At 39.1% G+C, this 18,212-nt stretch carries 19 protein-coding genes and 1 pseudogene; 1 reads left to right on the top strand and 19 read right to left on the bottom strand.

What is annotated here, in order from left to right; genetic code table 11:
• A partial coding sequence (locus HF881_RS05965; protein ID WP_169446796.1) for an LPXTG cell wall anchor domain-containing protein occupies window positions 1-1,230 on the top strand: 1,230 nt, incomplete at its 5' end.
• Between the two features lie 320 nt (window positions 1,231-1,550).
• On the opposite strand, the gene HF881_RS05960 is transcribed toward HF881_RS05965, so the two are convergent.
• From HF881_RS05960 to HF881_RS05865, 19 genes and pseudogenes are all read right to left on the bottom strand, one after another.
• A complete protein-coding gene (locus HF881_RS05960) occupies window positions 1,551-1,913 on the bottom strand; it encodes a hypothetical protein (protein WP_084925553.1) in 363 nt (120 codons plus the stop codon).
• Window positions 1,910-3,325, bottom strand: coding sequence for a Y-family DNA polymerase (locus HF881_RS05955; protein WP_084925551.1), 1,416 nt, complete (start codon window positions 3,323-3,325; stop codon window positions 1,910-1,912). Before HF881_RS05955 ends, HF881_RS05960 begins: the two co-directional genes overlap by 4 nt.
• A 3-nt stretch (window positions 3,326-3,328) precedes the next feature.
• The gene (locus HF881_RS05950) at window positions 3,329-4,015 is read right to left on the bottom strand and encodes an XRE family transcriptional regulator (protein WP_169446795.1); all 687 of its coding nucleotides are present in this window, start codon (window positions 4,013-4,015) and stop codon (window positions 3,329-3,331) included.
• A 226-nt stretch (window positions 4,016-4,241) separates the two neighbouring features.
• Entirely contained in the window at window positions 4,242-4,853 is a 612-nt protein-coding gene (locus HF881_RS05945) for a rhomboid family intramembrane serine protease (protein ID WP_084925547.1), read from the bottom strand.
• A gap of 493 nt (window positions 4,854-5,346) precedes the next feature.
• Window positions 5,347-6,042 (bottom strand): annotated as a pseudogene (locus tag HF881_RS05935) (AEC family transporter); the annotation flags it as partial.
• Window positions 6,043-6,382: 340 nt separating this feature from the next.
• On the bottom strand, window positions 6,383-7,720 hold the full coding sequence (locus HF881_RS05930; protein ID WP_169446794.1) for an ISLre2 family transposase: 1,338 nt from the start codon (window positions 7,718-7,720) through the stop codon (window positions 6,383-6,385).
• A 109-nt stretch (window positions 7,721-7,829) separates the two neighbouring features.
• Window positions 7,830-8,156: a hypothetical protein gene (locus HF881_RS05925; RefSeq protein ID WP_049510581.1), complete on the bottom strand. Its 327-nt coding sequence runs from the start codon at window positions 8,154-8,156 to the stop codon at window positions 7,830-7,832.
• 20 nt (window positions 8,157-8,176) lie between these two features.
• Window positions 8,177-8,557 carry a replication initiator protein A gene (locus tag HF881_RS05920; RefSeq protein ID WP_049510624.1) on the bottom strand — a complete coding sequence of 127 codons (381 nt, stop codon included), beginning with the start codon at window positions 8,555-8,557 and terminating at the stop codon, window positions 8,177-8,179.
• Window positions 8,558-8,583: 26 nt separating this feature from the next.
• Window positions 8,584-8,856 carry a hypothetical protein gene (locus HF881_RS05915; protein ID WP_049510582.1) on the bottom strand — a complete coding sequence of 91 codons (273 nt, stop codon included), beginning with the start codon at window positions 8,854-8,856 and terminating at the stop codon, window positions 8,584-8,586.
• The gene (locus tag HF881_RS05910; RefSeq protein WP_044021366.1) at window positions 8,853-9,671 is read right to left on the bottom strand and encodes an AAA family ATPase; all 819 of its coding nucleotides are present in this window, start codon (window positions 9,669-9,671) and stop codon (window positions 8,853-8,855) included. Before HF881_RS05910 ends, HF881_RS05915 begins: the two co-directional genes overlap by 4 nt.
• A gap of 123 nt (window positions 9,672-9,794) precedes the next feature.
• Window positions 9,795-10,385, bottom strand: coding sequence for a hypothetical protein (locus HF881_RS05905; RefSeq protein ID WP_169446793.1), 591 nt, complete (start codon window positions 10,383-10,385; stop codon window positions 9,795-9,797).
• A 14-nt stretch (window positions 10,386-10,399) separates the two neighbouring features.
• Window positions 10,400-11,740: a CHAP domain-containing protein gene (locus tag HF881_RS05900; RefSeq protein ID WP_169446792.1), complete on the bottom strand. Its 1,341-nt coding sequence runs from the start codon at window positions 11,738-11,740 to the stop codon at window positions 10,400-10,402.
• A gap of 15 nt (window positions 11,741-11,755) precedes the next feature.
• Complete coding sequence (locus HF881_RS05895; protein WP_001107251.1) at window positions 11,756-12,007, bottom strand: hypothetical protein; 252 nt, start codon at window positions 12,005-12,007, stop codon at window positions 11,756-11,758.
• A 19-nt stretch (window positions 12,008-12,026) separates the two neighbouring features.
• The gene (locus tag HF881_RS05890; RefSeq protein ID WP_169446791.1) at window positions 12,027-13,973 is read right to left on the bottom strand and encodes a virulence factor; all 1,947 of its coding nucleotides are present in this window, start codon (window positions 13,971-13,973) and stop codon (window positions 12,027-12,029) included.
• A 10-nt stretch (window positions 13,974-13,983) separates the two neighbouring features.
• The gene (locus HF881_RS05885) at window positions 13,984-14,631 is read right to left on the bottom strand and encodes a hypothetical protein (protein WP_044021373.1); all 648 of its coding nucleotides are present in this window, start codon (window positions 14,629-14,631) and stop codon (window positions 13,984-13,986) included.
• Complete coding sequence (locus HF881_RS05880) at window positions 14,631-14,939, bottom strand: DUF5592 family protein (protein WP_000274176.1); 309 nt, start codon at window positions 14,937-14,939, stop codon at window positions 14,631-14,633. The genes HF881_RS05885 and HF881_RS05880 overlap by 1 nt, the downstream gene beginning before the upstream one ends.
• Before the next feature lie 147 nt (window positions 14,940-15,086).
• Window positions 15,087-15,368, bottom strand: a complete 282-nt coding sequence (locus HF881_RS05875; RefSeq protein ID WP_006151897.1) for a BRCT domain-containing protein — start codon at window positions 15,366-15,368, stop codon at window positions 15,087-15,089.
• A gap of 8 nt (window positions 15,369-15,376) precedes the next feature.
• Window positions 15,377-17,530 (bottom strand): pLS20_p028 family conjugation system transmembrane protein, encoded by a 2,154-nt coding sequence (locus HF881_RS05870; RefSeq protein ID WP_044021374.1) that lies wholly within the window; start codon window positions 17,528-17,530, stop codon window positions 15,377-15,379.
• A 123-nt stretch (window positions 17,531-17,653) separates the two neighbouring features.
• Entirely contained in the window at window positions 17,654-18,154 is a 501-nt protein-coding gene (locus HF881_RS05865) for a hypothetical protein (RefSeq protein ID WP_134805412.1), read from the bottom strand.
• Window positions 18,155-18,212: the final 58 nt, after the last annotated feature.

Raw genomic sequence — 18,212 nt, 5'->3', positions numbered from 1 at the left:
AAACCAGCTCAACCGGAAAAACCAGCTCAACCGGAAAAACCGGCTGAACCTGAGAAACCAGCTCAACCGGAAAAACCAGCTCAACCGGAAAAACCGGCTGAACCTGAGAAACCAGCTCAACCGGAAAAACCAGCTCAACCGGAAAAACCGGCTGAACCGGAAAAACCGGCTGAACCGGAAAAACCAGCTGAGCCTGAGAAACCAGCTGAGCCTGAGAAACCAGCTGAACCGGAGAAACCGGCTGAACCGGAAAAACCGGCTGAACCTGAGAAACCAGCCGAGCCTGAGAAACCAGTTCAACCGGAAAAACCAGCTCAACCGGAAAAACCAGCTCAACCGGAAAAACCAGCTGAACCTGAAAAACCGACTGAGCCTGAAAAACCAGCTCAACCGGAGAAACCAGCTGAACCGGAAAAACCAGCTGAACCGGAAAAACCAGCTGAGCCTGAAAAACCAGCTGAGCCTGAAAAACCAGCTGAACCGGAGAAACCAGCTGAGCCTGAGAAACCAGCTGAGCCTGAGAAACCAGCTGAACCGGAGAAACCAGCCGAGCCTGAGAAACCAGTTCAACCGGAAAAACCAGCTCAACCGGAAAAACCAGCTCAACCGGAGAAACCAGCTGAGCCTGAAAAACCAGCTGAGCCTGAAAAACCAGCTCAACCGGAAAAACCAGCTCAACCGGAGAAACCAGCTCAACCGGAAAAACCGATTACTTCTTCATCTCCTGAAGAAGGAGTTAAGAACCTTGTCTTTACACTTCCAAGTTTGGAAATTGTCAATAAGGTCGTACCGTTCAAGACTATCCATCGCGAAAATACCCTACTAGATAAAGGAAAAGAGCAAATCCTATCAGAAGGTAAAAACGGTCTGCTAGTCGAGTATGTTGAAGTGGACGGTGACAAGCGCAAAGTTCTCCAAACAGAATCGACTCCGGCTCAAGATCGAGTGATTGAGGTAGGTAGTAAACAAAGCTCAGTTGGAACAGAGGCTCCACCAGTTGTGACTCTTCCTGAATACGTTCTACCAAGAGAGACTGAAAAACCTACTCCAGTCGTAACAGACAATTCACCAGTAAAAGATGAAAAAGCTCCTGTTGCAACTACAGTAAAAGAAGATAAGAAAAGACAACTCCCAGAAACTGGGGAACAAGAAGCAACTGCCTTCCTCTTCTTGGCAGCCATTACTTCTATCTTGTCTCTCCTCATCTTCAAAAAGAATTTCAAAGACTAATCAAAATCTTTGATTAATTCTTTCCCATTATTTCAGTTCCCCCGTGGAGAAGACCATCTGGTCTTCTCTTTTTTATCAATGGAAAGCAAAAAAACATCCATAAATTCACATGGATGTTCTGGTATACATCTATAAATAAGATGAACATTGAGGATAAGTGTTTTCAAATTCAACTGCGATTTCAAGGAAATTGTCAGAAAAAACTATAAAGTTTTTTTCTTATATGACTATCTCTTGCGATGGAAATCGCTCTTCTGCTCGTATCTTCAAAGCTAGTTGAGTTCAAGGTCCATCTGCAGTTTTTTTCATGTAGCTCTTTTCTAATCATCAATCTCCTCCTCCAACAGTTGAATTTCTAAAACATCTGCAACCTCTATCAACCTATATCCCTCGTTTGTTCTAATAGATAAGGTTTTAGAGGACAACTCTTTCACTTCACCAATGATAGTGGTTTTCTGTTTCTTTTCCTTGACCACAAAGCATCCCTTCAGTTGCCCAACATAAAGCTGAGAAAGCAAGAGTAGTTTCTCGACTGAATCCAAATTCGTCGAAAAATCAACACGATTTTTTTCTTCACCAAGCGAGCTGGTATGCTCTGAGAGGAAAAAGCCCATCCACTTCTGCATACCTGGATCTTGATAGTCTCGCGCAGATTGAAAAGGTAAATAAGAACGATCAATCATTGTAATCCATCTAATCCTCCAGCAGAATGCCCCCCAATCAGCTTGCTTCTGGCAAGACTCCTAGAGGCTTCTTCCAGTGCATTGGCCTTTAAGAGAGAAGTGAAACCAAATTGTTCCCGAATGGAGTCAATAGCCGTCTGGAGCCTTTCTTCTTTTTCTAACTTGTCAACATCATCAAAGAGAGAGAGCAGACTAAAGGACTCGTCCACAAATCCTGAATAGTTGACTCCGACACTTCTGACCGCTCCAGAAGTGTATTTGTTATGAAATAGCTTCAAAACATAATCCGTTAAGATAGCGGTATTATTGGTAGGTTCGACCTTCATTTGTGTGTGAATAGACGGCCTGACCTCCTGTTTAGAGAAACCAACATAGATAGAGACAAGGGTTGTTTTCTTGCCCGCTCTTCTCAGTCTAATAGCCACCTGCTCTGCCATTTCTCGGAGAATAATTTCGATATCCCGTAACTTCACGTAGTCTCTCGGCAAGATTTGAGAATTTCCCAAACCTTGAGACTTGGCTTTATAGGGCTTATGAACATTGCTCTCATCAATCCCGTTAGCATGAAACCACAAACGCAGGCCAGCCTGACCGAGAGCTTTCTTTAGCTGGTCTGGATTGCTGGTTGCCAATTCCTTGATAGAAAAAATCCCTAGAGTATGCAAGCGTTTCTCCATCCGCCTGCCAATCCCCCAAAAATCCGTCATCTTGGGAATAGCCCAGACCTTCTCTTCCACGTCTTGATAAGACCAGTTGGCCCTCATGGTCGGAGTGTGCTTAGCCTCATTATCCAGAGCCAACTTGGCTAGTAAGGGATTGGCATTGGACATACCCACCGTAGAGTAGATCCCTGTCTGCCTCCAAATATCCCTCTGGATACGAGCGGAAAGCATATCCAGCTTGTCTTTGCGAGAAATCTGCCTGTCTGGGACAAAATAATTAAGCGAACTAGTCAGATCAATAAAGCCCTCATCGATAGAGTAAGGATAAATATCATCTGGACTGCCATAATTTTGAAAGATTCGCTGGATTTCCATATTGACTGCGATATACTCGTCCATCCGAGGTGGCACAATCAAGGTGACTTGGGCCCAATCTTCAATATAGCGCACATAGTCCGAGTCGGTAGGTAACCCTTGCTTTCTGGCATTATAATAGGAAAATTTGCGGGTCTTGATATCAAAGGGCAGATCATAGGCCCGACCAACATTTGACTTGCCAAAAATCTTCTTAAACATGGGAGAGGAGGCTAGGATCAGGCCAGTAAAATTATCCGCGCGACTCATGACACAAAGTGAGGTCTTCAGCGGATGCAATCCCCTTTTCACACACTCGACACTGGCATAAAAGGATTTCATATCGACAAAGGCAATATCACTTTTGGGCTCTCTGGAATAATCAAAGTAGCCCATAAGCTAGCCCTCCATTGGTACAAAATTCCCAACGATAATCCCCACAATCCGAGGATCCTCCTCATAGGAGATGAAAATATCCTTGTATTTAGGATTGATAGAGACCAGACGCAAGCCATCTTCCTCACGATAAACCCGTTTGATATAGGTCTGGTTATTGCAAACCACTGCATAAACAGCCCCATCATAATCAAATCCTGTTTCCCGAATCAGAGCCACGGAGCCATTTTGATATTTAGGTTCCATGGAGTCCCCAGCCACCCATGAAGCAAAATCATGAGCCAGTTCTTCATTGAAATAAACCGTATCAAAGTTTCGATCATCATAAACCGAAGCCCCGATCCCTGCTGACATGCGTTCATAGACACGGTACTCGTAGAGACGCTCTGGCATAGCCGTAACCTTCTGGGCTTGTTCCTCTTGAGCTAGGTTGCGAGCATAGAGAACAACCTTTTCCTTTCCTTGCTTGGAAAGACTATCGTAAAGACGGACAATTTCGATTTGGGTGAAATACCCTTTTGCGACTTTTAAAATCTTCTCTAGCTGAGCAACCTTCTCTTTAGAAGGCTCCTTAATGCCACGTTCCCAGGCTGAATAAGCCTGAAAACTAATCCCCAACTGGTCTGCAATTTCCTTCTGTGTCAATTTTAACTCTTTTCTCCGAGCCTTGAGTTTTTCTGGTTGATACATGATTCACCTCCTAGTGTGACGCTTTAATGGACATTATATCCCTTAGAAAGACAAATCGACGGTTGAGCTTACACTTTCAACACTCAACCAATTCGGTTTAGTTTTATTATATAAAAAAAGCGAACGATTGTCCACTGGGAAAATCAAGTTTAAGCAGTAACACTTATCTATTTTGAATAAAAAAGACATCCAAGAGAAAATTCTTGAATGTCTGTAAATCTTAATATCATGATGAATCAACGGATGCCTTAAGCATTTTCCTTAAGGCAGTGGCTGAGGATAAAAGCAAAAGGTAACTAGCAATCCCCGAAAGATGCAAGAAGGTAGAAATCCATCCGGTGATCATTGGTAAAAGCATCAGGCTAGATAGAAGGATTAAGAAAAGATAAAACAGTTTTACGGTGCATGAAAATTCTTTCCATATATTTAATAGGAGCATGACTCCTCCAGTTATAAAAGCATAACCAACCGCAGAAATCCCAGTCGCCTGAATTTTTTGCCCCAGTGTTAACAAGTGAAAGGCGATAGAAGAGACGACTGTCGCAGTAACAAAAATAACCAAGACATGTTTGGAGCCTCTTTTCCTTTCCAGCAGTCCGCCAAAAGGTAGAATCATGAGCCCATTTAAAAACAGATGTACCCATAAAAACCAGAGGGGGGCTCCTTTACTTCCATGCATCAAGGTTCCACTCATATACTGCCAATAATACACTGGTTTTGAATGAAAGGCCAATAGGTCGTACATAGCATTCCCATAAATAGAAGTGAGAATTCCTAAAAATAAACAAATGAAAGTTAAAGTGCTGACAACTGGGTAGGTTTTGAGGATACTTTTCATGTTAATAATTTTCTTCTACATATTTCTCATTTTTGCAGTTCTTTATCTATGACTATTATACCACTTTTTTATTTCCTAATTTATAAAATTAAGTTAGACAGAGAAGCACCTATGAGGTGAACTCTTAAGTGTTTCAAAACGTTGATAGTATCGTGTTAATTAACGTTTTGAGGCAACTGACTGTATTCGACTAAAGTCGCAACAACTGTGTCAATTGCACCAATTTAGTATGGAAATATAAAAAAGAACACCCCAAAAGGTGCTCTTTGTAAGTATAGTAATTCTCTCGAATTAACGTTTACTAAATTGTGATGCTTTACAAGCTTTCTTAAGACCTGGTTTGGAAAGTATGAGTTTCATTTGGACTAAAAATAGCGTAATATCAAGGCTTTTCAGAACTAAAACCACTTATTCATTTCATAAAATTTGAATCAATATTTTTTAAATAGGGGAATTTCTTAACGCAGAACTTTCAATCCTATCCTCTTCCTTCTTATCCTAACAAAGTTTGTAATATTGGAATAACAACGATAAATAGAACCGTACTTAGAGTCACCACATTCGTTGAAAACTCAACATCCCCTTTTCCTTGATTGGCAAGGATTGGAAGAACTGCTAGAGCTGGTGTAGCAGACTGAATCATAAAGGTCTTAAATTCTGCTGTTGCCATATTTGGGGCAAAGAACTTCAATACAAGAAGCATGATCAGAGGAGCTAGGATAAAGCGTCCAACTAAAGTGACAATTGTATCTTTATCAAAAGTAATCGTATTCAAGCCGGCCTTAGCAAGAACAATACCGATATAAACAAGAGATAATGGCGTTGTTAAACTACCAATATAAGTCAAGGTACTTTCCGCAAAACTTGGGACAGGAAGACGGAGCACTAAAAATACGAGGGCTACGAGAAATCCCAATAAAGGTGCTGGGAAGAGCTTCTTCCAATTGAATTTTTGAGCTTGCTTTGAAGCCCCTTCTTTGCTATCCGAGGTCATTAGATAGACACCTAATGTCCAAGTAGATACCGTGTTTGTAATATAATACACCAAGAAGTAGGGAAGAGCTTGATTTCCAAACAGAGCTATGTTTAAAGGCAAACCAATAAAAATGGTATTGGCATTCACGAAGGTATTAATCATGGTTCCTCGACGGCCTGGGCGCACTCTAAAAAGTTTTACCGCTATAAAGGCCGTATGCGGTAGAATTTTTTAGAACGCCTAAATTCATACATTTTTTAGGAGAACATCACCGAGTTTTAAAAAAAGACTGAACAAATTTCTTGCTCAGTCTTGACATTGATACACTTATCAGGTATCATTAATTAAAGACTGAGTAAGAAGGACGAGTTCTTACTCGGTAAGGCGAGAAGTGTTAGCGCACTTTTCGTCTTTTTTTATTCGATTAATTTAAGTAGATTATAACACATTTTTACATACCGTGCAAGCATTTTATGTTTGATTGTAGCACAAAAAGACCTTATTTTACAAAGGTTATTGTTATATAACTTTTTATATACTTTGTTATGTACTTCTATTGTTTTCGGAAGTAAGATAATCTTTTGCTATCAGGGTAACATTGATATCTAGATGTATTTTCTTTATCCGTTTTACTCATTCTCTTTTTAATGGTATAAGCAGAAACTTCCTCCAAAGAAATAAATTTTTCATAATCTTCTCTCCAGGTGCCGAAGAATAATTCTCTCAAGGAATCCTCATAATTCAAAACAATAATTCGACTCATCGTTTCAGCTCCAGCAAGAGTCCAATACATTCCTCTTTTTTTCATTCTATAAGTGACCTTACGATGCTGACTCTCCATTATCCCGATTCCTGCATGACTGAATCCCCTCTGTTCGGCTGGCTTGGTATATTGGAAATTTCTCAATATTTTACTCTTGAACTTCTCAAATAACTCTTGTTCTTCTTCTGTCTCGATATAACTTTCGGTCGTATCTAGGACAGTTCTCATTAACTGCTTATCATGTTGCTTAATCGCCTGGAAAGCTCTCTCTAATAGATCCTCAGAGTAAAATTTTAGATAATTCTTCAACTCCTTATTTACATGATACTCATCCCAGAAATGTTCGTGGCGTTTAATTCGCAGAACCTTCGCAATCTCTTTGAAAACATAGGGTGTATATCCATGACCTCCATCAGAGTTCGTAATCAATAAAGTCTGATTCGTAATTTCGTAATTATTGAACAGATAATCGATCACCTGCTCCCTCACTAAGCGATTGTCAAGGCCAATAAATTCCTTTTTGTCCTGGAGTTCAAATCGATTGCTGCCAACTTTCTGGCTTCCTGTATGAACTACAAAATGGGATAAATCGTAATGTTTATTATCCTTCTGTGTGTCACGTGCTTTAACCATCACACCATCACCCTCAATATAAATAACCTGGGCTTTTCTTTTGCGAACTTCTTTATTCTCTTCATAATATCGATAGCCTTCTCTCTCCTCCAATAACTTCTCGCAAATTTTTACAGCTTTTACTACAATTGGCTTTGTGATAGAGATGTGATAAGTCAATTGGATCACCTGAGTTACTTTATCATAGGGCATTAAAGTAGATAATTTAGCCACCTGATACATAAATTCCCAGGAGAAGCGGACATTCTTCTGAAGTCCTAATTTTTCATCTACTGGAATAACCCAATGATCTCCCTTTTTCCAACGTCTTCTTCTAAAAGTAAACTCTCCAAATGTAAAAGCGACGGTTCGTTCCATTGAATGAATACAGGTATAGCCCTTTGCTTTCATGACTGGGATCATCTCCTCATCATACCTAGAAACAAAGTTATAAAATTCTTTTGCATTTTGAAACAGCAATTGATTTTTTAGTTCTCTCTCATCAAAGAAAGCCATTCAGAATCCTCCCTTATTAAAATTACGCTTATTTTAATAAATTTTGACCTGAATGTTCAAATAATCCTTTGTTCTGACAAAAAAAGAGCCTATCTTTTCAGATAAACTCTTACTTGTCATACCAGGGTTTCTCTTTCTTACTAAAATAGGATTTGCTCATTTCAATAGTTGCTATCCCCATAGGAATCAAAATAATACTCCATAAAACCGTCACAATTCCATCTGCAATAAAGCTAAAACCACCTGTAAAGTGAAGTCCCAAATACAGTAATAATACAACTGGAAGGAAAGCTGGAGCGAATTTCAAAACGGCCAACCCTAAAACAATTATAAACACCATACTAAGACCAAACGTCTTATAAAATACATAGACTGCTATAGCTCCGATAAAAATAAAGAATAGCTGAACAAGTCTTTTAATATCAATGAAAATCATTGTAGATTCCTCCTACTTCATCAGTAATAATTTAAAATCTCATCTGTTAGATAAATTCTATTGGGTAGATTAGATCCTTGGCGGACTTCTTCAATTAAACCATGATTCTTTAGCTTCTTTTTCAAAGAAATTACTTTGCTTTCACCTGATTGAAGAGCCTCCATTAGCTCCTCTACACGGTAACATACAAAAGTATTTCCATTTTCATCATATCCTTTTAATTCAAAGTCAACCGCTCCTCTTAAACGATTTAATAAAAGCATATAGAGAAAGATTCCACTACTCTTCAGATCATTAAACTGTGGATTGTCTATTATTGGACGAGGAATCAAGAATTGTCCTGAATCTGTTGCTGCTGAAGAAAACTCTGGAATATCTGATAGATCTGATAAGTATTTCATTGCTATATTTCCTTTCTTATGGAACTCTATTTTTTCTTTCGCTCCATCTTTTCCCATTCTCTTATAATCAGATTCTCAAGATAAGATGAAGCTGATTTTTCACCGTGAAACTCTACTAAAGCATCTAACATATCATATCGAACATTATGATGCAGAGAGAAAGGGAAACGTTGCTTTTTATTGTAGCTTTCAGGAGACTTTCTAGCCTCCTGATTTTGTTTCCTAGACGAAGGAATCTTTTCTCTCTTTGGTGTACTTTGGAATGTTTGTTTTACTTGTGCGAATCGATTCTCTGTCATGCTACCTCTCCTTCTAACACACTCAAAATATTTTCATATACGTAGTTTATATTATCATAAAACTTTTGATGTGTCTCTTTTTGGTTAGCTGTCATCTCTTCATGCTGCTCAAAGACACTCTGACTGATCACAAGACTCTTGGCCATGAGCTCTTTCTCCTGGATAGATCCCAGGTAAGCCTGATCTTCTTCAACAACTTCTAAAAATTGTTTACAGGTGTCTGTTACATTGTTTCCAACGTACTTAATCTTATTTCCAATAAGATAAGGTTCTGCTTTAACATAGCTTTTCTTAGTAATAACTTCGATAGCTTCGCTCTTAATGAAGTCTACAAAATTTTTCAAAGATAACCAGGCACGAAAACCATTAAGAGAGGCATCAGAAACAGCCAAGACAATATCTGACACAGCTATAAAATTAGCCGTAACTAGGCTCTCGTCATTGTGCGTATCAATCAGAATGACATCAAATTGTGCTTCTAACTCTTCGTAATGTTCGCTAAACCACATAAACAACTGAAGATATTTGTTGTTTCGACTAGCAAGATCTAACTGCTCATCCGTCAAACGCTCATCACCACAAATCAGACTAAGGTTTTCTGATATTGGTACAATTTCATACTCTCCAGTCGTAAATATATCATAGACGGTTTTCTCACATTTTACATCAAATGTTCTTGTCAAATTGCATTCCCAGGCTCCATCAATGAGTAGTGTTCTAAGCCCCTTAACACGTGCCAACCAATCCCCTTCATTAAAGGTATCTGTAGTCTTACCGCCGCCACCTTTTCCTAAGTTCGTTGTCTGAATCTTCATGATTCCCTCCTTGGATAATTGTGTATTTTGTTATATAACTTTTTATATACTTAATTATACCTAAAGCAACTTTTCTTGTCAATATAAAAGCACAAAAAGTTATATAACTTTTTGTGCAACTTGTTAGCCGTATGTACCACCTATATTTCCACCAACATAGGCTTTTAGCTGGATTTGTTGAACCGTAGTATTGAAATTGCCAACGAAATAGCTGTTCTCTTCTCCGTTTTTAGTTAGAACAATCAAAAATTGAATAACATCATCTGATTCAGTTGGCATCACTTCCAATTGTTCAGGTTGGAAATCATACTGATTCGTCAGAAGAGCCATCGCAAAGGTTTGAACCATCGCATTCTGTGTCATAGATAAATGATTCTCGATTGTTCCCTTGACATTTGGCAGAAACTTCGTCTTTTTTATATCTGCTACTGCTTCTTCAAAGGCTTTTAACACTTCCTTTTTATCTTCCAGTGTTGCCTCTGCATAGGGACGTTCTAGTTTTAGTTTAGCTGTCCGATAATGCTTCTCATCTACTGTTTCCTCTTTGGAAGACGGTCCGTTTTGAGAGGTTCCCGAAGAACTCACCTGAGCTGGTTTCTCTATTTTGGTTTGTTGAGATGGTCTGAAACTCGACACAATCCCTATTCCTGCCAAAATCAATAGAACACCTGCTACAATCGATACAACCATATTCTCTTTTATCCAATCAATCATCTTATATCCTCCTTTTAATTTGAACTTAATTTAGCTTCTCTGTCATCTGGATAAGCAAAAGAGATTACCTGTTCTTGCTGTTGAGATTTAGTCCAAATACGATAATTCCATGTATATGGAGTTTTGAACTGATCCCAACCACTCAGAGGTGTATTTTGCTCTACAAACAAGATGGAGCCATTCTCGAAAACATGACATACAATACCAGTATGACCATATCCTCCGCCCCCTACCTGTGTAGAAAAAATAGCGCCTTTTTTAGGTGTAGTCTTAACTGAGTTTCCAAATATTGCAGCCCACGCTGCCGCCTGATCTTTCCCATCTCCCTGTACTGAGCCAGAATGGCCCCATAATTGATTTCCCATGCTGATTGTAAGATTCACACATTGTCCAGCATACTCGTCACTTCCAGGATTATACCATCCTATAGACTTGGCATAATCCATGCCTAAGCTCTTGGGATCAATAATGAATGATTTCAAGCTATCTGGTAAGTCTTCTGGTTTATACCCCCATGCAGTCGCATCTGAAGGCACAGTTCCCGTTCCATCGGCACTGCTACCTGATTCTCCACATCCACTTTTTTCAGCTGAAGAAGACACCGCACTATCTGAAGAACTGACGTCTTGTGTACTGGATCCTTCATAAGGTTTCTCACCATGAGCAGCAATAGCTTCCTTATCAAGCCACTGATACTTCGTACCTAGTTTTTGGTACATATCAGTTAGTTTGCTCTTATAAGTGCCATCTGTGGCCCATCCACCATCTGCTATAGCAGATAGGCTAGCAATACCATTTGTATTGTTTATAGCCCCTTTATAAAGTGTCTGGTGAGCCATAAACTCAGATTTCCCTACGATTCCTGCATCGTAGCTAGAGAACCAAGTATAAGCTCCTCCTGTGCCGTCTCCGACATTCGCTCCAGGCTTTGTCCCACTTAAATCAACACTATCTTCACCATACGTCGCAAGAGTAACTGGAAAATTACTTTTGCTAGAGGTTTTAACACCTCCCATATTGTGAGCTTTCCAGAAGGAGGTACCATTAGGATTCGTAAAATTAAAGCCATTCTCTATCATTGTTTGAGTGATAGAGGCTGAAGGTAGGAAACCTCCTGCCTTCCAAGACAGGATATAGGCTTCTTTATGCTTTTTTACAAAGTCATCGATGGAACCATCAGCTGAAGAAACTGTTGAGTCGCTGGTTGAAGATGTTGTTTCTACGGCACCACAATCATTTCTTCCATTATTGGTTACAGCTCCCATTATCCCAACTAACATGGTTATCCCAACATTGATAATTAATAGGAGAGCCACAAAAGGAATGAGAATCTTCAGTTTAAATATTTTTTTCATGGATACCTCGCTTATTTACCACAATCCTAATATTGTTCGCAAAATTCCATAAAAAACTAAAAATACAATAAATCCTATTCCAATCTTCTTGAGACCGTTCAAAAACTCCTTATCTCGTTCTTTTTGTGCTTCCAGGCGTTTTGGATCAGATTCTCCCTCTGAAGCGAAATAATCTCTTTCTTGTTGCATGCGATATTTACGAATCAATACGTATTGATCAAATCTCTGCTTAGTCCTGGCAATCATTCCTAGTTTATTTTTGGCCATTCTGGTTTACCTTCCTTTCTTACTCAATACCGCCATAGCGCTCAACTTCAGGGGCTAACAGCTGTTGGTTAAAGACCAGATTTCCTACCCCTGCAATATTCATGAATAACTGTCCTTTCTTCAGACGAGGCAAAGTCTCTAGTTCAGACTGGTTCATTGATCCAGATAAGGCGTTAGCTAGTAGAGGAACACTGGTTTCGTCCGTCTGAGCAAAAACTCTATATTGCATCAGACCAAAAATCCTCTGGACTGCCGTTACGTACGGATCCTTATGAGTGCCAATCCCCGTCTCAAACAGAATCCCTCGCAGTGAATTAACAGACAATACAACACCAGCAAAGTTTTCGCCCATTGTATCAATCATATCAGCCAGAAGGTTGACACTACTTTCATGCTTAGGGTCAATGAGTGTCTGTGCCCCACTAATATTGACAATATAGTGCTGCATATCCATCTCCGTTAAGTCAGGACGTCTCTTCAGTAATTGCTTACAGCGTTTTCCGTTATTGACAATATCAGCCGAGACAAGTGAAAGAACAGAGAATATTTGAACATTTAACAAATGAGGGGCGTTCTTCAAACCTGAGAAGTCAAATGTCACAACTTGCTCTGAAGAGATATCTTGAAATTCGGTTGTTCCCTCGAAAATTTCTGCGTTTGTTGTCAATAGTTCGTTAAACGTATTGTAAATACGCTTAACAGCCTTGTGTTCGGCTTCATCCGCACTAGTTTGTTCCAGCCGACGTTTGTAGGCATCAACAAACAAAATAAAATCAGACAGAATAGGATACTCTTCCTTCACAATATCCGTCGCTTTCAGTTTTTCTGGATTCAACGAAGGATTTCGAGCCCACAATTCTTCCTCAATATAGAAATCATTCAGGAGAGTTCCAAATGTAATTAAATCGTCTCCTGTCACTTCATTATTCAGGAGTTTATAGATACTCTTCAGTTTCTCGATATGAAGGTTGTAAGATTTCTTCTTATCAATTTCAGTTCCTGCTTCATTGGTTACTGTTGGAAATACCTGGAAGATATTGATACGGTTAGCCTCTCCTGATAAATCAAGAATCAATCCATGTTGTTTTCGTGTCTGATCAAGAAACTGGCCAGTAGCATCAAAGTTACGAATATAATGACCCTTCGCATAGAGACCATCTGTGTGTTTCATAAGAAAAGATCGTTGTCCCATCTTTGGATTTCCCGATAGGATCATAAAGGAGCGTGTTCTTTTCTCGTCACGTTCTAGAAAATTGAAATTTACTGCTCCGTTCGTTGGAGTCCATCCAAGATAGAAGCCTTTCTCATCTTCTAGCTTCGTATGATTAAAGAAATATCCACCAGCTATTGAGTGAGCTGGAGTCGGTATCCCTCTTCGATGATTGGGCAAATCAATCTGATATTCGGCTGGAATAAATGGAGCATGGTATTCAAAATCTAATTCTCCAGACAGAATAGTGGATTTGAATTTCGACGTTTTGTCTTTGACTTCTTCAACCCTCTTAAATAATTCTTCTTTTGTTGATGCAAACACAAAGACACGAATATACATCCCATACATAGCTATATTTCGCTTATCAATTTCACGGCTTAGTTTATTAAGATTATCAATCTCATCTAGTTCTTTCCGATTATTGGTTAGTTTACTATTGTTTGTAATCCGTGTTGACTTCTCTTCAATAGAGTCCTCAATCTCTTTTTGAAGCTGTCTGTTATCCTCCTTGTACAGTGACAGGAAGGAACGTGTACCAGGAATCAACAACAATTCAGAAAGCCAAAAACGATCCATCCCTTCAGTTGGATACTCATAATAGTGTAAGACCGTATGGTGCCCATCTCCACTTATCCAGGAGCGGTCATCCTTTTGAAAATCAATATTTCCTTGCGGTTGAATCTGGCTAAGAAAAGCAAGGTCATATCCTTCATTTTTTAGTTGTCTTTGTCTACGTTTTGATAAATCAGGCATGCTATCCCTCCTACACTTTCTCATTCATATTGTTGTATTGCTTTATAATTTGAATTTTCTTCCTGTAGCTGATATTTTGTGGAACAAAATCATTATTTCCATAGGTTTTAGCCTTCCGAACCAATTCGTCCAATTCAGTTGTTGTAGGTGCAAATAGCCACAGTATAAACTCTGTATTATAGACTTCTTGTCGGATGCTTTCTTCAACTTTAATTTGGCTTTGAAGCCAAATCTCACGATCCTTGAGTTGTAAAAAACGTCTATCGTTTACTGATAACTTGGACATATCTTGTCGCACTAAATCCAAATGATGGCGCAAGTCAGAAATTTGCGTGTCTGTATTTGTTGGCAAAGTTGTCGTCTCCACTTGGATATTCGGTCCAAATCGAGTCAACCAGGTTTCAAAATTTTCAATGGTTCTCATAACTTCGTTATAAGACATCGAACCTAGATCTTTACCTGGTATCTCCATCAGCTGCAAGTAGCCATAATCAACTAACTGGATATAAGCCTGGCTGTTTGGAATGATTGATTTTACATCCAACAACTCAACGCAAGAATGCAAATCAAAATATTCCTGCGTTTGTTTCTTTGTTTCTTGAATACGTCCCAGCGGACGTTTCTCATTTTTTGGAGGTTGAATTTGTTTAATCGCCATTATGGTTTTCTCCTTCTGATATAATTCAAGCTAATATAACGTTTTCTTCTTCGTCTGAAGAAAAGAAACATGCTGTGCCAATTCTTTTTGCCACCGTTAGCTGGTAACACCAGATACAAACTCAGAACTGGTGTTAAAAAAATGAATGCGAACATCTGTATCCACTGGCTTTTAGGAAATATTTTTAAGCCAACGCTCAAAGCGATTACTCCAGTAATTCCTACAAAAGCAATATCTAGGATAAGAAGGCCTATAATCTTAATTTTGGCATAGATATCTCTAGGTACACCGTATTTTTCACCGTACATGAATTTCTCCTTTATATTTGTTTTGACACTCACATTATAATGAATAATCGAAAATATCTTTTAAAGGGACAATAGCATTTTTGCCATTATCTTTCAGGAAGTAATTACACAAAAAGTTATATACTTTTTTGCACAATAAAAGAAGCCTCAATCTTGAGACTTCTTAACTAAATCAAAGAATGATTCTTCAGAAAGAAAAGTAATCAATTGGCCTTCTGATAGTCTTCTAAGCGCTGCATCATGCTTCTTAGAACTTTTATCTGGATCAAAAAGATTCAACTGCTTGTGTCCTACAACCAATATATCTGTCCTAGAAGACACATAGTTTTGCACGACAGCCCCTTTACTTTCTAAAAATCGTATGGCTTCTTCTCTAGTTAGAGGACGTAAGCTTCCTGTGATAACAATATTCTTCCCTGTTAAATCCATAATTCATCCTATTCCTCCTCTTCAGGACTTTCAGCACCTGTGATATGACGTCCTCCCTGCATACGCTGTCCTGCTTGTTGCATCTGTTGGTTCATGTAATTCATTTGACTCATGCTCTGTTGAAACTTTTGTTGAGAAGAGTCTGGTTGTTTCGGTGCTTGTGTCGATTCTACAACTGATGGAGATGAACCTTGGGTTGGTGGCTCCATTCCTCCAGTTAGATGAGATGAATCTTGAGTTGGTGATGCTGATCCTCCGGTTGGATGAGATGAATTTTGGATTGGTGGCTCCGTTCCTCCAGTTAGATGAGGTGAATCTTGAATTGGGGACCCTATTTCTTCAGCTGAAGGAGTTGAATCAACAATAGGTGCATCCGTTGTTCCTGGAGCGATTGGTGGCTCAGGAATGTCAACTGGTCCAAATTGATCAATTCCAGGAACCGCATCGTTTTTCAAAGCGTTATAGGTCGCATTTTGAGCAGAGGCGGCTTTATCATCCAAGTTATTTAAAGCATTGCCAACTGCACCTTTCGTATTTTGCATGGCTTCAAATGCTTTCCATTCTGCTAAATCAACCATATTACTTACACCACCTTTGGCCGCATTCATCAAGCCCTGGTCTTTTATAGAGTTCAAAGCACCTTGAATACCACCTCCAGTTCTGGCAAGACTATTCCCCAGAATCTGACTGCCTTTAGACAGGGCATCTGGAGTTTTTTTAGCCATATCCATACCAAATTGACCAAGCGCCATACCGCCATTAAAGACACCTCCTGCTCCAGCCGCAAAGGCATTGCCCATCATCATAGCACCAAGCAATTGTTGAGCTGTTTCGCTATGTCCTGTTGAAACTCCAAGCCAGCGTTCAATCATGGCCACTCCTTGCATTGCCGCAAAGAATACTCCAATATAGACAAAGGCAGCTGCAAGACACTGCTCCCACATGTTCAGCCCATCAAAGAATCCGCCTGAAAGCTTAGATACTGCTGAAACAGAAAGGATTGGTAAATCTCTGAAAATCTCAAGTGTTACACGCATAATAATAACCTCAAAGAAGATTCCTGCTAAGGCACCTCCAATGGTTCTTAACAACTCTTTATATTTCTTTGAATTTGATAGAGAACTATATCCAAGAATTGGAGAAATCATTGCTTCAATCAGAATATCAAAGATTGATTTAACGAGCTTAATGATCATGCTGACCAATAGAACAACAAGGATAATATACTGGAGGAACATCCCTATCCAGTTGACTTTATAGCGCATATAAACGGATTCAAAAGCACTCAATTGATTAATGACTCGGTGTTCTGTAATACTTTCAACTCCAGTATTATTGGAATTTAACTTATGTAGGAACAATCCTTTAATTCCTGCTACTTTGTCGTTTTTCTGTATATCATCTAACATTTTTGGATTTGTCGTACCATAGTTTGCTCCAAAATCAATCTTGGTCGCAAAATCTGCCGTATCACGTTGGTCAGAATTATCCGTGATATTATTGACAGGGGTAGAACCCTCCTGAACAGGCTTGATATAGCCATAATCATCCATTGGAAACAACTCTGTAGAAAAATCTTTGTATATTAAGACTTTTAGGTCTACCACATTATTTTTCATAGGTTGAAGAGCCAAGGAGGAAGTTGGTTGACTACCAGATGGCGCTTCACTGGAGACTGTCTGGATAGACATGGCATCCTGTGCCACTGCTGTTGAGATGGTGGTCAAAGCTAAAGGCAAAACCGAGGTTACTGCAGTTACCAAAAGGAAATTAATAATCACCCCCTTATACTTTACTGGCTTAGTAAAGACTCCTACGACGACCGACACAACCAAAATCAGAGTAAACAAGGACGTTCCTAATATCTGAAACCAGTAGAAAAATTGACCAATGACTGTCTTCTGATCCCCCAAATATCCGAAAAGCCCAAAGAGCTTGAACATATTATTAAAAACATGTTCTAGGCTGGAAGTGATTTGATAAAGAGCCTTGGCAATCCCTCCTGGCAAATAGGCTAGAAATGCCATAAATGCAGGAGTCGGTTCTAAATAGTTTCCCCAGTAGGAATAGAATTCCGCCAGTTTTTTTGCATTCTCGCCTGTGATTTCACCATTGAGATCCTTGACCTCATTCATCAAATCTGAAAAGGTTTGATAGTGCACTAAAGGTACCTTCTTTCTTTTTAAGATACCCCTATCATATTCGATAATAACAAAATCGTTTTTAAAGGGACAATGAAATTCTGACAACAAAAAAGCCTCAAGTAATTGAGACTTTTCTGTAAGTTAATCTGCTGTTCCATTAAAATCATAGAAAGCATTGTCTTCTTTATAGCCACGACGTAGCTCAATGATTCGGATTTTTTTACCACCCTCGGTCAAGACGACTTGATAATAAGCCTCTGCTTCTTCAGGCTTACCTATATCCCTATAATCAACAGCGATTGTAAAAGTGTCTTTTCCTTTCAGTTGACTTTCTAAACTAACAATAGTTCCCCTGAAAGAGGCTGGAATCGACTTTACTTGTTCTTCTGAAAGCACACTGTAGTTAATACTTTCACCGTCGTTATTTGAAATAGTTCGCTTTTCTTTGTCAAATTTTAAGGTAGTTCCTACTCCACCTTTAAAATCAAGACTCTCATAACCATCTTCTTGTGAAAAGCCTGTATAGCTATCTTTTAGCACATTTTTAGCAATAGAATCAGGTGATTTTTGACCACAAGCTCCAAGTATAATCAAGGCTAAACCTACTAAAACAATTCTTAAAAAGTACTTTGCTTTCATCATTTTTCTCCTAATCATTATTTATTTCATTATAACAAACATCATTTTTTCTTGCAAGTGT

This window comes from Streptococcus sp. WB01_FAA12, from assembly GCF_012843315.1.
In the GTDB taxonomy this organism is placed as follows: Bacteria; Bacillota; Bacilli; order Lactobacillales; family Streptococcaceae; genus Streptococcus.
The sequence above is the reverse complement of the archived record's forward strand: the minus strand, read 5'-3'. Positions and strand labels throughout refer to the sequence as shown.